Below are 15,650 nucleotides of genomic sequence, written 5' to 3'. Positions count from 1 at the left end.
AATATATCGGATATCGCCTTTGGTTGCAATGCGGAGAAGTTGGATGTCGTGTTATTTTGGGAACATAAATAGCCCCCAACCAGAGAGTGGTTGGGGGCTATGGATTAGATGTTGTTCTTATGGAGACTATGACTTACTCGACGATGGTCTCACCGCCGTCATTCCGAGTGATATAGCTGTGATCCCGGGACGCTTCTTCAATATGATGGAATGCCCAGTGGGTCGTAGCTACATCGGTCCAAGAGGCTGTGACTTCGTACAGTGGGCCTCTTTGGAAGAAGACGGTTGAATACAACCACCGCTTCAGCACGCGTTAATGTTTTGTTAGGCTGGAAGCTGCCATCCGGCATTCCTTCCATGTACCCAGCTACATATACATTCGCGATGCTGCCTTCAGCCCAGTGGCCGCGCACATCACTGAAGCTGTGATTCGCTTCTCCCGTCAGATTCTGCAGACGGGCAATGATGGTGGCCATTTCTGCACGGGAGATCGCTTTTTCCGGTTGGAAGCTGCCATCTGGCATTCCCTGCATTAGGCCAGTGACGGTCGCGAAACGAATGGCCTCGCTTGCCCAATGTGTTTCGGTTACGTCAGGGTAAGCGACAGCTGTACCTGCTGCAGGCAGATCCAGCACCCGAGACAGAATGGTAGCGATTTGGGCACGGGTCAAGGCTTGAGCCGGTTTAAAGGTTCCGTCCGGGAAGCCGACCATATAGGCGCTGTGTGTGCCTTCTGCACCCTGGTCCAGATTCAGGATCGTGAATGTGCTGAACTTCCCGATTTCAAACGTTAGACCTAGAACGCCTTCTGCATATTCGCCAAGTTCAGGTGTAACCAGCTTGCGCTCTCCATCACTATGCTCGATGAAGATGGCCAGATTCGACAGGAACAACGCCCGTTTAGAGGCATCTGCCGGAATATGGCTGCTGTTCATTGGCAAGGTGATCTGTACAGGACGGCTAGGCATGTTCGTTTCGATCGTGAATGGACGATCGACGACATAGATATTGCCATCATTCAATACTTCTCGAACGAGCTGTTCCTTCTTGGCCCGTTCTTCCACTTGCTTGCGCTCATCAACTTGCTTGATAGGCACGAGATGGAAGTACAGATTTTGATTCAAATCACGAAGCGATGCATTTGGAATGGTGATCATCCCGTTATCGGTGAAGATTTCGAGATCGAGTCCTGACTCGTGCACGGTTTTAAGTGCCGCCACAGGAAGCTCTACCCGTACATCCTTCACTTCGTCATTCTCATCAGGAATGACAATGCGAACTGCGGTTGAGCCTGCTGCCAGTGTTTTCTGGACGGCTTCAGTCGCCTTGGACGATTCAAATGTTACTTTATCACTCTTGGTGCCATCGGCATTGCTTGTCCGTTCGATAACGGTCTGAGCCACGACGCCTTTTCCGCTAGCTTCGACATTGACCGTAATTCTTTCAACATTAGACGGTGCTGGGCTAGGAGGAGGTGTAGTGATATTTCCGCTGCCTCCATTATTGCCGCTATTGCCGCCGTTTCCACCGCCATTGTTACCTCCACCGTTCGGAGCAGCTGCTCTCGTTACGTTAATGGTGTATGTGGAGGTTGTTCCGTCTTTCTCTGTAATAACCATCGTGATTTCATTACTTCCTACATTCAGAGCAATAGCCTCACTGGCTTGTCCACTGTTTACTACGATGCCCATTCAATGTAATCGTTGCATCTGGGGTTACCGGATTTACCGTGAATCGAAGCTCGGTTGTGCTGTAGTCCACGTTCATCGAGTATTCATAAACATCTGCAGACACATTCGGATGAAGGGCGCCCGTAGATGGTATGATGAGCTTTCGTGCCAGTGCATTTCTTGCATCGCGTACTGCCTGAAGTGCGTTATTAACTTGCTCTTGTGTAGCATTTCCGTCGTTCAGTACCCGGTTAGCTTCGTCCAGCGCATCCTGCAAAGCCTGCCAGGTGGCTGGTGTGTATTCTGCCTGAACCAGGTTTTCGTTGCTAATTTCGGTCACTTTGTTTTCTAGCGCCGTTTTATCTACTACTACAAATTGTCTATTTACAGGTTCCGACTGAGTTTTCTTATTACTTGCTGAAACTGTGATCGTATATGCACCTGGATTGAGAGTATCATCTAATGGGAGTTCCCAGTTCCCGTTCGCCGTCAGCGTTGTCCCCGTAATCTCACCATCGGTACTCGGTTGGCTTATTTCATTCTTGAATGATCGCCATACCAGAGTATTGTTTGCATCATAACTTGCAAGAAGAGCACCAGAGTCGGCAAACAGATTTTCAATACTGCCCAAGCCGGCATCTGTTGCTTGTCCAAACTGGGTCCCTGCTGTCATACTCTGTGTGGTAATACCTGCCTCTCCAGTAAACGGACCATCTAAAATAAGACTTTTATAGTTTGCCATATTAACGTTTAACGCTTTGCCCGTACTATTGGTATTCCCCGTGATCCGTGCCTCACCCGACATTACGAGCATACCACTAGGATTACTGCGGAATGAAATTCCTCCACCAATATTGTCCGTGATTAGGCCCCCGGTCATAATAAATTGTGATCCACTATCCACCAAGACCGCCGCGCCGGTAGAAATATTTTCTCTAATTTCTCCACCTTTCATTTCTACGACCGATCCTGTGTTGTCGACATGAATTACGCTTCCAGAAAATCCTGAGTTACTTCCACGTAAAACAGCCCCTTCTTCGATAATCAGTCGTGAACCTCCAAAGACATTAACTATTCTTCCACTGATCCTCTGATTATTGAAATTGCTATCAATGATAATATTTTTTAATGTTAGCTCTCCTGAAGTTAAATCAAATTGCGTGTCTAGAGCGTTATTACCGCTTGGCTCACCACGCTTAATCATAACAGTATTTACTCCAGGAGCCGTTGTTATCGTAACGCGCTTGTCTAAATTAAGCTTAAGTGCCTCTGAGTTTTTAGTAGTTTGTGTGATGTCGTCCAGGAGATATATCGTTCCCCCGTCACTAACCTCTGTATAGGCCGTCTTTAAGGTAGCGTATGGCGTCGCTTCAGATCCATCACCATTGATGTCATCGCCCTTGCTACTGGATACGTAAACTGCCGAAGAAGCGGCATAGCTTACCGGAGCTCCTAAACTTACGCTAATGCCCGTAAAGACTAGCGTAAAAATCAGAAACATAATCCCGATTTTACGCAAATTAATATGGTGGGCGTGCATTCAGATCATTCCTTTCTAAGATGTCTCTAGTGTTACTATCGTACGTCGTTTTACGATTTCGATATCGTTGTCTTATGATCCATTTTCTTCATACACGTAGTTGCTTGATTATTCACCTTCCTTATTAAATGTAATGAAAAAACTACCCAAGATTTCACATGATTTCGCTAAAAAATATCAAAATTCGTCATTGTTAAATTTATCAAGGGGAACTCTACAAAAACTCTACAAAAACTCTACAACCTTGTTATCAAATTGAATTAACGATTAAATGGGCCTTGTTTTCAAGCCAGTTGCATAAAAATAACACCAACCGTGAAGGTTGGTGTGTCAGGATTCACCTTTTCTATTCATTTCGGATTCACTCTCACCTGCGAGCCTTTGCCGCTCGTCTGAATGCCGCTCTCTTTCACTCCGACATCCTTCAGGTCCATCAGCAGCCGCTCCAAAACCGCCTTGGCGGCGGCAGCTTCTTTGGCTCCGGTCGCTTTGACGACGAGCTGAACAGGCTTGCCTGAGCGGAGGTGTTTGTCTGCCTGGCGAAGCTTGGTGTCGTAGTCATGCTCCTCGATATGTGCAGTGAAGCGGAACTCCTTCACCTTTTCCTTGGCGCTCTTGCTCTTCCCGCTATTACGGCTGGCGTCCGGCTTGGTTGGCGCTGCTTTCTTCTGTGCCAGGGCCTTTCCTCGACCTTTGGGAACCAAAGTGCATGGCGGAGGACTGCTCATGAGCGAGGTGCAGACGAGATCCAGTCCTTGTGACCGTGCCATCGCGAGTGCTTCCTCTCTGGATACCACCCCGAGATGCTCACCGCTTAAGCCGGTTAGATCAACTTCGGAAGCTCTGATTTGTTCATTAATAAGTACTGCCACGTAGGATGCCTCCCAGAAATATAGTTACAGCTATCATATATGCAAGAGCTTTAACATTTCAAATAAAAGCGGGATACTCCCGGGGGGGAACTGAACCAATGTTGATGCTAGATTATACCTGCTTAGTCATCCGAACCTCTATCCGTTTCCAGAAGAAGGAAATCATGTTATCTTAAATGCAGGGACCTGGACGTGTCATCATGCATGATGCTGATCAAGCTGCTAAGGCGTACCGGGGGAAATATAGCCATAGGTAGGAGGAGAGGATGATGTCCGTCGGAATTTTAGCGCATCTGTTGGGGAAGCAGCCGTATAAGGAGCTGGCACGGAAGGTCGCTGAATATGGGTTTCCGTATGTTCAGCTTGCGCTGTCCAAAGCGATTACGGATGTGGACTGCTCACTTGGAAAGCTCAGCCCGGGCTTGGCGAGTGAGATTGGCGGTGCTTTTGCGGAGCATCAGGTTCGTATAGCGGTGCTGGGCTGTTACGCAAGCCTGGTTGATCTGGATGATGACGTCTATCGGCATAATATCGACCGGTTTAAGGAGCATCTCCGCTGTGCGCGGCATTTTGGAGCTCCGATCGTAGCTACGGAGGTGGGTAAACCCGAGGATTCTGCTCGCTTGCCGCAATATTGGGAGCGGCTGCATCATGCGCTGGAGGAGCTGGTGGAAGAGGCTGAACGGTGGGGCGTAACGATTGGACTGGAGGCTGCGCAAGGGCATCTGATAGACTCGCCGGATACGATGGCCGCAACGCTCGAACGCTTCCCCTCCTCATGTGTAGGAGTCGTTATCGATCCGTGCAATTTATTAAACGCTTCCAATTATGAACGCCAGGACGAGGTTATCCAATCTGCCTTTGAGCAGTTCGGATCTCGCATCGTTAGCGCCCATGCCAAGGACCTGATCCTCCGTTCGGATGGAGAACTTAAGGAGACAGCGGCAGGGCTTGGAGAACTGCATTATCCGCTGTTTTGGGAGCTGCTGGAGCAGCATAAGCCGCATGGATTTGTCACGTTGGAGGGTGTTCGTGAGGAGCAGTGTGCAGCTGCGGCACAATTCGTAATCGAAGGCAGGACAGCAGCGAGAAGCAGCCGCTGAAGGGAGCTGCCAGGAGGCAGCCAGCGAGCGGTCCATTGTTGCTATAGCGGACGCTGTTCAGAGGTCGCCCCCAATGCAGCCAGAATTGACGTGAAAGCGTCACCGGCAAAGTGGAGAGGCGGCTGTCAAGAATGATATAATTTGCATAAGGGATGATAAGGTAGGAGGCAGAAATGATGCGAGAGGATTTAATCGAACAGCTGGAAACATGGCATGAGGAAGATGAATTCGAAGAAATTGTAGATGCCATCACGGAAATACCTGAGGAGGAAAGGGATTACGAGCTGATCAGCCATTTGGGGCGGGCGCTTAACAATCTGGAGCGTTACGAGGAAGCGGTGGAGCAGTTTCTCTTGATCGAGGAGGAAGGACAGGAGGACGCGTTGTGGCATTACCGCATCGGTCTGGCCTATTACTACTTGAAGCGCTACGAGGATGCCCGTCGTGCCTTTGAGCATGCAGATCGTCTGGAGCCTGACGATGAGGACACGCTGGAGTTCCTGGACTTGATCAAGAAGAAGGAAGAGAAGGCGAAAGCAGCCGCTGCTCGGGCCGCTCGATCAACTGCTGCCAGGAATGTCAACGCAGCAGATTTTTGGGATGACAGTCACCCTGCAGCTGAACAATATACGATGGCTTCTCCGACAGATGGGCTGATCGCCTCGGTGGAAGAAGAGCTCGTATTCAAGCTGCCGCCGCATTATGTACATATGATGAAGCAGCATAACGGAGGGATTCCCCGCAAGCGCCTCTTCCTGCTCGGGGGGACAGGCTCGGAGGAGAAGGAGTCGATTACAATTTCAGGCATTCTCGGCATCGGACGGGAGAAGAAGCTTTCCCTTTGCGGATCCGCTGGCAGCCGGCATATCATTGAGCAGGGCGGCTACCCTGAGATCGGTGTTGTCATTGCAACATGTCCGTCGGACAGCGAGGTGGTCATGCTCGATTATCGTGAATCCGGTAACGACGGGGTTCCCGAGGTTGTCCATGTGGACAAGGCAGACGGTTACCGCATTACCCCGCTGGCGCCAAGCTTTGAGGCGTTTGTGAACGGCCTGCAGTCCGAGAACTGAGCAGAGTGCGAAAGCACGGAAAGTCTTAAGTCAAGACCAAGACAGCCGGAGACGGAGGTTTTGGTCTTTTTGCGTTGTCTGTTTATTTTGGGTCCGGCTTGCTTAACCTAACGTTGAAACAATCAACCACGAAGAACTGGAGTGAGAACAATGGCGAATGGTCAAACAACGGCACATCAGGAGGCAGTGGAGACGGTCCGGGAGCTGATCAAAGGGATTGATATAGCTATGCTGACAACCGTTTCTGAGGACGGGCTCGTTTCGCGCCCTATGAAGACGCAGGAGGTGGAGTTTGACGGTGATCTTTGGTTTCTGACCAAGGAAGATACGGACAAGTACCATCAGCTTCAAGACAATCCGCATGTCAACGTGGCTTATGTCGGGAAATCCTATGTTTCGATTCGCGGACAAGGCGAACGGATTGAGGATCGGGCGAAAATCAAGGAACTGTGGAACCCGGGATATGCCAAGCTGCTGCAAACGACAAGCGATGATCCGCAGCTTGTTCTGATCAAGGTGAAGGCGGAAGCGGCTGAATATTGGGAGACAGGCAACTGGACCAAAATGATGAAGCGGATGTTCTCCCAGCTTACAGGCGCCCGCTCTGAGACCGAGCTCAACCACACGGTCAATCTGAAGTAGCCGGAGGATCACATTTTTTCCTTCTTGCCGCGATCGCGGTGTATCACAGGGCCGCCCGCGAGGGCGGCTCTTCTACTTTCTAATATCATAAGAACCAGCTGCTCCTCGATTTCTGTTAAATCCAGCCCTTCTCCTCCGCAATCTGAACCGCCTGCTGTCGCGAGTCGGCTTCCAGCTTCTGAATGGCTGAGGATAGATAGTTTCTGACGGTGCCCTTGGTAAGATACAGGGCTTTGCTAATTTCGCTGGTGGTCATGCCTTTCTTGGTCAGGCGGAGCATTTCCACCTCCCGGTGGCTCAGCGGATTCTCTTCTCTCATGAAGAGCGCAGCTGCGAGATCCGTGCTGATCACGCGCTCGCCGGCGACTACCCGGCGGATGGCTTCAATCAGGTAATCAATCGGCTCATCCTTGAGCAGATAGCCTTCGACCCGGGCGTCCATCGCTTTTTGCAGGTAGCCGGGGCGGGCGAATGTGGTTACAATCATGACCTTGCAGGGCAAATCGGCTGCCCGGATACGCTCTGCCAGCTCCAGTCCGCTGATGCCTGGCATCTCAATGTCGAGCACGCATACATCAGGCTGATGGCGCTGGATCGCTTCCCAGGCCTCATTTCCGTCCGGCACCTCGGCAGCAACCTCGATATCTTCTTCAAATCGAAGCAGCGAGGTGAGCGCTCCTCGGAGCAGTTGCTGATCCTCGGCAATCACCACTCGAATCATGATGGCTTCTCCTCCTTCTCTTGCTGGCGGAACGGAAGCAGCAACGACACCACGGTCCCCCCGCCCTCAGCATCGTCCACGGTCAGGCTTCCCTGAAGCGACTTCATTCGCTCCATCATGGACGAAATTCCATTTCCGCTATTTCTTCCGCCAAGCCCTACACCGTCATCAGCAATCGTGACATGAACATGATCGCCGGCGGTATCAATTCGGATGAAGCAATGCTTGGCCTGGCTATGCTTGATAATGTTCGTTGTCGCCTCACGGACGCAGAGCGCAAGCATCGTCTCCTCGACGCTGGAGAGCAGCGGCAGCGTGCTGTGCCCCGCAGCCTCCAGCTGGATGCCTGCGGTTCTCAGCAGCTCCCGGGAGCGCTCGATTTCCTGAGTCAGGGAGATGAACTTCATGTCGGACACGAGCTCTCTCACCTGCTTCAGTGCGGTTCTTGATGAGGTCAGAATGTCCATCAGCTCCGCCTTGGCTTTGGAGGAGTCCCGATCGATCCAGCGGGCAGCCAGCTCGCTCTTCAGCTTGATCATGGCCAGGGTCTGTCCCAGCGTATCATGCAGATCTCTTGCAATTCGCTGCCGCTCCTCCTGCTGGATATAATGCTCCAGCTGCTGGTTGGCTGCATCCAGCTTGCCCTGGAGGCTTTTGGTACGCTCTATGATATGGATGACGACAGGCAGGATCATCTGCACAATCATGACAGGTAGAAAGGTAATGCTCTGTACAAAAGGATCATCCGCCTCGAGCCGCGAGACGATAAATGTCATGAGACCAATGGCTGCAATTCCGATCGTAATATGCCACTTCGACCTCGCTCTTCCCAGCAGGTCTGCGAACACAAATCCAAACACCAGCATGCTTGCACTAAGATGCACACCGAGCAGTGTCAGTATTGCAACGCCGGCAAGCACGGCCACCAGCAGATAGAAATCCCGCCGCCACAGCGCGACATAGAAGGCGATGAGGTAGGCTGTCAGCAGCCCCAGCTTCGCCCACAGGCCAAGCGCCGAAGGGGCGGTCAGCACCATATATAACAAAAACACGAGTGCGATGACATCAATGAGCAGATATTGCTTGATCTGATCCCGCGGGTATATTTTACTGATCATCCAACCCCTCCGCTTCTCCCATCCGTTTATCTTGAAGTGATCCCGCTGAGTAGACGCCTCCGTACAGCCTCCATCGGACCGAGCTTACAATAGCGCAGCCACAGCGAAGCGAACGTTAACTGTAGGGCGGATAGGGCAAGCCATATGAATAGGATGGCCCATGAGTCGAGCCTTCCTCCCAGTCCGAGCCCCCAGCCATAGAAGATGCAGGAAGCGATGATATTCTGCATGACATAACAGCTGAGCGACATTTTGCCGGCGTTCTCAAGCAAGTGCCACAGTCCGTTCCATTTAGTATATTGTATCATTTTTCCGATGAGGGCTATATAGCCGAGCGACAGCAGCGGAGCGAAGAGATAGCGCACGGTCAGGTCGAAGGCGCCGCCGGGAACAAATATAAGAAGGTTTAACGGAAGGCCCAGATAGAGCCCGATGGCGAGCAGTCTGGCGCGAATCTTCTTTCCCTTCTCGTCCGGTGCGAACGCACCTGCGCGCATGAGCCGAACACCCAGCAGAAATAGAAATATATTCATCGGAATCGTGAAAATAGCTTCCAGTCGCAGCACCAGGAAATGGGATAGGCGGTATTGTACCTGTTCCAGCCAAGTTCCGCTCTGATAGAGGGCGACCACTCCGGAATCGCTGCCAAACGATATGTTGCCACCTGCAGCGAGGAGGAGCGCAAGAACCGCCAGCATGAAGGCGGCATGGAGGCTCCCGATCAGGGCCATCGTCCGCTTGATCCAGCGTTCGCCGCCTTTCACGATGAAGGCCGATATGAGCGCCGTAACGGCATAACTCATCAGAATATCGTACTCCATCACGAAGATGAAATGCAGCAGGCCTTCCATGAACAGAAACAGGACTACCCAGATGTACACGCCAGGCCAGGGCTTGCCCCGCCGCATAGCCTGACGGTACTTCAATTCCATCCCGACGCCGAACATGATGGTCAGCAGCCCAAGCAGCTTGCCGTTCACCAGAAACAGCACGATCATGCGGAGAAGATCGTTGCTTTCCCACCACCCGCTCTGATTGAAGGTTGTAATGAAAGACAAGTCCCCGAGATGGGCGAATATCCATATGTTGGTTCCCAGCGTGCCGAGAATTGCGAATCCTCGAAGAATGTCCAGGAGGCGAATCCGTTGAGGTTGTGTTTCCATCATTCTCACTCTTTCTATACATTAGGATAGGATGCCATTCTAGTGTAGCGAGACAGGAAGCAGTGGAACATTCACAGCTGTAAAGAGATTGATATGACAGGTGTCATCCATCCACATTTCATTGTGCATTCTCACTATGATACAGTGGATACAACACGGTAAGGAGAAGGGCAGGTTATACGAGTCATGCAATTTCTAACCCGGGAGCTGGCACAGGAAATCGTGGAGCGCACGATGAGCATTCTAAACCGCAATATTAATGTCATGAATGAGAGCGGCGTCATCATCGGTTCGGGGGATCCGGAGCGAATCGGTCAGCTTCACGATGGCGCGCTGCTGGTGCTCAGGACAGGAGAGCGTGTCGAGATCGACCAGTTAAGGGCGGCGGAGCTGAAATCTTCAAGACCGGGCATCAATCTGCCTATCAGTTTTAACGGCCAGACTGTCGGCGTTGTAGGAATTACAGGAGAGCCCGAGGACATTCGCAACTATGCTGAGCTGGTCAGAATGGCAGCCGAGCTTGTACTGGAGCAGTCGTTCCTGCTTGAGAATGTTCAGTGGAAACAGCGGATTCAGAATGACATTGTCAACCAGCTGATCTCGGAAGAGAACGTGGATGAAGAGAGTGTCATTGAGCGGGCGAGAGCGGTAGGGATTGCGCTCAGGCAGCCGCGGATGGTCATTGTGCTCGATGGGCCTGATAGTACGGAAGCAGCAGTGCAGAAGCGGGTTCGGGCCGTTCAGTATGAAGTTGGCAGGTCGGATCTGATCGGTGTCACCTTCAATCATGAAATCGTCATTCTTAAATCGGTGCCTGAGGCGCCCCAAGCGCAAAATACGGAGCTGACACTGTTTCTGAAACGGCTCCTGCAGGTGGCGGGCGGCAGCGTTCTGATCGGATGCGGCAGTCTGGCTGAACGACCGAAGGGACTGCAAGCTTCCTTTAACCAAGCAAGAAGCGCGATCCAGGTTGGAGGCAGGCTCCGGGCCGGAGCGAGGGTATACCGGTACGAGGACTACCGGCTGGAGATTATGCTATCCCAACTCGCTTGGGAAGAGGAGGATCAGCAGGCTTTTGCCTTCTACGAGCAACTGCTGGGTCATGAGAAGAAGGGCGAGCTTGCGCATACGCTGGAGGTGTTCATCGAGGAGGGCGGGGAGCTGCACAGCATCGCGGAGCGATTGTTCATTCACCGAAACACACTGCGCTACCGGCTCGACAAAATTACAGAACTGACCGGCAGAGACCCCCGGAACTTGAAGGGATTGATGGAGCTGTACATCGCGCGGCTGTGGCATCACCTTCGTTAATTGTGCATATGCACAATAGATGCCGGGTTTTACGCATCATTTTTCATCCTGTCCGCCAATGTAATCGCATTCGGTAAACGCTTACAATAAAGGTGAAGCTTCACTATAACGTCAACATCGGGGAGGAATTCGCCGTGGAAGTAACCGTAAGCGCTTTGGGAGCTATATGTGCCTTAATCATAGCGATTGTATTGATTCTGAGAAAAGTGCCGCCAGCCTACGGCATGATCGCCGGTGCCTTAATCGGCGGGCTGATTGGCGGTGTCGATATTGCCAGTACGGTCAATCTGATGGTGGAAGGGGCCAAGGGCATTATTCCGGCGGTGTTGAGGATTATGGCGGCGGGCATACTTGCAGGCGTGCTGATCGAGTCAGGAGCCGCATCGTCCATCGCCGAGACCATCGTCAAGAAGCTGGGGGAATCGCGTGCGCTGCTCGCGCTGGCGGTCGCGACGATGATTCTGACCACGGTCGGGGTGTTCGTCGACGTTGCGGTCATTACCGTATCGCCGATTGCGCTGGCTATTGCGAGCCGCGCACAATTGTCCAAAACCGCCATATTGCTGGCGATGATTGGCGGCGGTAAAGCCGGCAACATCATGTCGCCGAATCCGAACGCCATCGCAGCTTCGGATGCATTCGGCATCCCGCTGACATCGATCATGGCTGCAGGGATCATCCCGGCAGTGTTCGGCATTGCGGTGACGTACATGCTGGCCAAGCGAATGGCGAACAAGGGCTCTGCTGTTTCGGACCGGGATATTGAAGCCTCCGGAGACAGCAGAATGCCGACTTTCCTGACGGCCCTGATCGCACCGCTGGTGACGATAGTCCTGCTGGCACTGCGGCCGCTGTTCAACATCAACATTGACCCGATGATCGCGCTGCCCGTTGGCGGACTGATTGGCGCCATCGCGATGGGGAAGGCAAGGAAGATCAACGAGTACGCAATTTCCGGTCTTGGCAAAATGTCGGGCGTCGCCATCATGCTGCTCGGTACAGGGACGCTGGCCGGCATTATCGCCAACTCATCCCTAAGAGATGTCATTATTGACGCGCTGAGCGCATCCGGTCTGCCGGCATATCTGCTGGCACCGATCTCCGGTATCTTCATGTCGGCGGCGACGGCCTCGACAACAGCCGGAACGGCGGTGGCCAGCGGCGTGTTCAGCAGCACCATTCTTGGACTCGGCATATCTGCACTGGCAGGGGCGGCGATGATTCATGCGGGAGCCACGGTGCTCGACCATATGCCGCACGGCAGCTTCTTCCATGCAACAGCCGGAAGTGTGAACATGAATATCAAGGAGCGTCTGAAGCTGGTGCCGTACGAGTCGGCTGTCGGTCTGACGCTGGCGGTGGTTTCAACCCTCCTGTTCGGTGTCTTTAAACTCTGGGGTTAGTGCGCATCGGCGGTTCGGTCATGAAGGAGAATGCCACAAAAAAGGGAGATGTCAACGATGAAGATAGTCATTGCTCCGGATTCGTTCAAGGAGAGCTTGTCCGCGCTGGAGGCGGCGGAGGCGATTGAGAAGGGGTTTCGATCGGTGTTTCCTGATGCCGATTATTATAAAATGCCGATGGCTGATGGAGGCGAGGGAACCGTTCGTTCCCTTGTTGACGCCACGGGCGGCACGATCATGGAACGGGTGGTTACAGGCCCGCTCGGCGAGCCGGTTCAGGCCTTCTTCGGCATCACGGGCGATGGCCGGACCGCGATCATCGAAATGGCCGCAGCTTCGGGCCTGCACCTCGTGCCTGCCGAGCGTCGCAACCCGCTACTCACCTCAACCCGGGGAACCGGTGAACTGATTCGGTTCGCCCTGGAGGAGGGGGTGGAGCATATGATCATCGGGATTGGCGGAAGCGCCACGAACGATGGCGGGGCGGGGATGGTCCAGGCCTTGGGCGGCAGGCTGCTGGATCGCTCGGGAAGAGAGATTGGCCCCGGAGGCGGCGCGCTTTCCGACCTGCATGAGGTGGATATGTCCGGACTGGATGCCAGACTGGCGGGTGTTCGGATCGAGGTGGCCTGCGATGTGGATAATCCGTTAACGGGACCGCGAGGCGCATCGGCCGTGTTCGGCCCGCAGAAAGGCGCAACTCCGGATATGGTGCAGCTGCTGGATCGGAACCTGTCTCATTTTGCAGATGTAGCAGAGCAAGCGCTTGGCAAGACATTTCGGGAGAAGGAGGGCGCGGGGGCGGCAGGCGGCCTTGGCGCCGGACTGATCGCTTTCCTGAATGCGGATCTGCGGCGGGGAATCGATATCGTCCTGAATGCTTCACGCTTTGAGGACATCGTGAGGGATGCGGATCTGGTCATCACCGGGGAAGGCCGCATCGATCGTCAGACGATCTATGGCAAGACCCCGATCGGAGTTGCCAAGGCCGCGAAGAAGTATGACGTGCCAGTTATCGGGATCGCCGGCTCCTTGTCTGACGACAGCGCCGTCGTCCATGATCACGGCATCGACGCGCTGTTCAGCATCGTGCCCGGAGTGGTTACTTTGCCCGAGGCTTTTGAATCCGCCGCTGTGAATATGGAGCGGACGGCCAGGAACATTGCTGCCTCCATGAAGATGAGCTTGCGTATCACTCGGGCTATACAGTGACGACCCAGTCCAGTCAGGGACTGCAGCCGCCATCAGCACGCTTGAAGCCGCCGCAGTGCGTAATAAGGGGAACACACGGATGATGAGGAGCCTGCGGGGAACCGCGGGTTCTTTGTCATTTCTTCATGTTTTTCGTGCCAGTAAATGTTATATTCTCTATAGTCATGTGGAAGCCTACGAAGGATCAGATGAGATCGTCTTTTTAGTTCGGATTGTAGATAAAAGCCTAAGGTCACTGGTTAGGCAGAGGCCGAAGCAGGGTTATAGTTGAATAAGCATAAGCACATGGAAGGCATGGCCTGTCCGTGCCTTAGGGAAAGGAAGATTCGATGACGGATAAGGACGTTGGAACTGACAAGCGTGCAGGATGGAATCTGGATAACAGTTATGCCGGCCTGCCGGAGGTGATGTTCAGCAGGCAGGAACCGGAGCCAGTGGCATCGCCGAGGCTGGTGGTATTGAATGACTCGCTGGCGGCATCGCTCGGACTGGATGCTGCGGCGCTGAGAGTGAAGGATGGTGTAGAAGTGTTCGCCGGCAACCGGATACCGGAGGGGGCGGAGCCGCTCGCGCAAGCGTATGCGGGCCATCAGTTCGGTTATTTCACCAAGCTGGGGGACGGTCGTGCCGTGCTGCTCGGCGAGCAGCTGACTCCGCAGGGCGAGCGTGTGGATATTCAGCTGAAAGGGTCCGGCAGAACCCCGTACTCCCGCCAAGGGGATGGCCGGGCTGCGCTCGGCCCGATGCTGCGCGAATATATTATCAGTGAAGCGATGCACGCGCTTGGCATCCCGACGACGCGCAGTCTGGCGGTGGTAACGACCGGTGAGCCCGTCTTCCGCGAGACGGAGCTGCCTGGGGCGATTCTGACCCGCGTGGCGGAGAGTCATATTCGCGTCGGGACGTTTCAATATGCGGCCCGCTGGGGGACGGTGGAAGATTTGCGCGCGCTCGCGGATTATACGTGGCAGCGGCATTATGCGGATCGGGACCCTGGAGAGAACCGCTACGTATCGCTGATCCGGGAAGTAAGCGAGCGGCAGGCATCCCTGATCGCCAAGTGGCAGCTTGTCGGGTTTATTCACGGCGTTATGAATACCGATAATATGACGCTGAGCGGAGAGACAATTGATTACGGCCCCTGCGCCTTCATGGACATCTACGATCCGGCGACGGTGTTCAGCTCAATCGACACCCAAGGGAGATATGCGTACGGCAACCAGCCGGAGATCGGGGGCTGGAATCTGGCCCGCTTGGCCGAGGCGCTGCTGCCGCTGCTGCACGAGGACGAGGCGCAGGCGATTGCCATGGCAGAGGAGGCGCTGGGCCATTATGTGGACAGCTTCCATCGCCACTGGCTGGACGGCATGAGAGCGAAGCTGGGGTTATTCCATGCAGAGCCGGAGGACGAAGCGCTGGTGAAGCGCCTGCTTCAAGTGATGTACAAGCAGCGTGCTGACTACACCAATACGTTCCGGGCATTAAGTCTGGCCGAGCCGGAGAAGACTGGGCTGGCTGACATTGACGCATTCCAGGACTGGTACAGCCAGTGGCAGTCCCGGTTAAGCAGGCAGGAGGAGTCTGCGGAGTCGGCCTATCAGCGGATGCGTCAGCACAATCCGTCCGTCATCCCGAGGAATCACCGGGTCGAGGAGGCACTTTCGGCAGCCGTGGAGCAAGGCGATTACCGTGTGATGCAGCAGCTCCTAAACGCACTGGCGCAGCCGTATGCTTATTTGCCCGAGCAGGAGACGTATTGCCGCGTTCCGGATCCATCCGGAACGCGGCAATACGTCTCCTGCTCGGGCAAATAAGCATACGG

The 15,650-nt window shown here is 53.8% G+C and carries 13 protein-coding genes; 7 read left to right on the top strand and 6 right to left on the bottom strand.

Going from position 1 to position 15,650, the window contains the following annotated elements; genetic code table 11:
- Window positions 1-197 precede the first annotated feature (197 nt).
- The 3 genes from CHH67_RS10510 to infC all read right to left on the bottom strand — a co-directional run bounded on the left by CHH67_RS10510 (window position 198) and on the right by infC (window position 4,082).
- Window positions 198-1,691 carry an S-layer homology domain-containing protein gene (locus tag CHH67_RS10510; RefSeq protein ID WP_095265134.1) on the bottom strand — a complete coding sequence of 498 codons (1,494 nt, stop codon included), beginning with the start codon at window positions 1,689-1,691 and terminating at the stop codon, window positions 198-200.
- A complete protein-coding gene (locus CHH67_RS10505) occupies window positions 1,657-3,210 on the bottom strand; it encodes an FIVAR domain-containing protein (RefSeq protein ID WP_095265133.1) in 1,554 nt (517 codons plus the stop codon). The genes CHH67_RS10510 and CHH67_RS10505 overlap by 35 nt, the downstream gene beginning before the upstream one ends.
- Before the next feature lie 350 nt (window positions 3,211-3,560).
- A complete protein-coding gene (gene infC / locus CHH67_RS10500; protein ID WP_095265132.1) occupies window positions 3,561-4,082 on the bottom strand; it encodes a translation initiation factor IF-3 in 522 nt (173 codons plus the stop codon).
- Window positions 4,083-4,378: 296 nt separating this feature from the next.
- Between infC and CHH67_RS10495 the strand changes: the two genes are divergently transcribed.
- From CHH67_RS10495 to CHH67_RS10485, 3 genes are all read left to right on the top strand, one after another.
- Window positions 4,379-5,185, top strand: a complete 807-nt coding sequence (locus CHH67_RS10495) for a sugar phosphate isomerase/epimerase family protein (RefSeq protein WP_244908147.1) — start codon at window positions 4,379-4,381, stop codon at window positions 5,183-5,185.
- 176 nt (window positions 5,186-5,361) lie between these two features.
- Window positions 5,362-6,258 carry an SMI1/KNR4 family protein gene (locus CHH67_RS10490; protein ID WP_095265130.1) on the top strand — a complete coding sequence of 299 codons (897 nt, stop codon included), beginning with the start codon at window positions 5,362-5,364 and terminating at the stop codon, window positions 6,256-6,258.
- 150 nt (window positions 6,259-6,408) lie between these two features.
- Window positions 6,409-6,900: a pyridoxamine 5'-phosphate oxidase family protein gene (locus tag CHH67_RS10485; RefSeq protein ID WP_095265129.1), complete on the top strand. Its 492-nt coding sequence runs from the start codon at window positions 6,409-6,411 to the stop codon at window positions 6,898-6,900.
- Between the two features lie 115 nt (window positions 6,901-7,015).
- Here the strand turns inward: CHH67_RS10485 and CHH67_RS10480 are convergent, their stop codons facing one another.
- From CHH67_RS10480 to CHH67_RS10470, 3 genes are read right to left on the bottom strand one after another with little or no spacing between them, the layout of a single operon-like run.
- Window positions 7,016-7,621, bottom strand: coding sequence for a response regulator transcription factor (locus CHH67_RS10480; protein WP_095265128.1), 606 nt, complete (start codon window positions 7,619-7,621; stop codon window positions 7,016-7,018).
- On the bottom strand, window positions 7,618-8,739 hold the full coding sequence (locus CHH67_RS10475; RefSeq protein ID WP_095265127.1) for a sensor histidine kinase: 1,122 nt from the start codon (window positions 8,737-8,739) through the stop codon (window positions 7,618-7,620). Before CHH67_RS10475 ends, CHH67_RS10480 begins: the two co-directional genes overlap by 4 nt.
- Window positions 8,740-8,765: 26 nt before the next feature.
- Window positions 8,766-9,902, bottom strand: coding sequence for a DUF418 domain-containing protein (locus tag CHH67_RS10470; RefSeq protein WP_095265173.1), 1,137 nt, complete (start codon window positions 9,900-9,902; stop codon window positions 8,766-8,768).
- A gap of 186 nt (window positions 9,903-10,088) precedes the next feature.
- Here CHH67_RS10470 and CHH67_RS10465 point away from each other — a divergent pair, with 186 nt between their 5' ends.
- From CHH67_RS10465 to CHH67_RS10450, 4 genes are all read left to right on the top strand, one after another.
- Window positions 10,089-11,213: a CdaR family transcriptional regulator gene (locus CHH67_RS10465; RefSeq protein ID WP_095265126.1), complete on the top strand. Its 1,125-nt coding sequence runs from the start codon at window positions 10,089-10,091 to the stop codon at window positions 11,211-11,213.
- A 134-nt stretch (window positions 11,214-11,347) separates the two neighbouring features.
- On the top strand, window positions 11,348-12,616 hold the full coding sequence (locus CHH67_RS10460) for a GntP family permease (protein WP_095265125.1): 1,269 nt from the start codon (window positions 11,348-11,350) through the stop codon (window positions 12,614-12,616).
- Window positions 12,617-12,673: 57 nt separating this feature from the next.
- Window positions 12,674-13,828 carry a glycerate kinase gene (locus CHH67_RS10455; RefSeq protein WP_095265124.1) on the top strand — a complete coding sequence of 385 codons (1,155 nt, stop codon included), beginning with the start codon at window positions 12,674-12,676 and terminating at the stop codon, window positions 13,826-13,828.
- Window positions 13,829-14,157: 329 nt separating this feature from the next.
- Window positions 14,158-15,642: a protein adenylyltransferase SelO gene (locus tag CHH67_RS10450; RefSeq protein WP_095265123.1), complete on the top strand. Its 1,485-nt coding sequence runs from the start codon at window positions 14,158-14,160 to the stop codon at window positions 15,640-15,642.
- Window positions 15,643-15,650: the final 8 nt, after the last annotated feature.

It is taken from the genome of Paenibacillus campinasensis (assembly GCF_002272015.1).
In the GTDB taxonomy this organism is placed as follows: Bacteria; Bacillota; Bacilli; order Paenibacillales; family Paenibacillaceae; genus Paenibacillus_AQ; species Paenibacillus_AQ campinasensis.
This window is presented reverse-complemented; position numbering and strand designations above follow the sequence as displayed.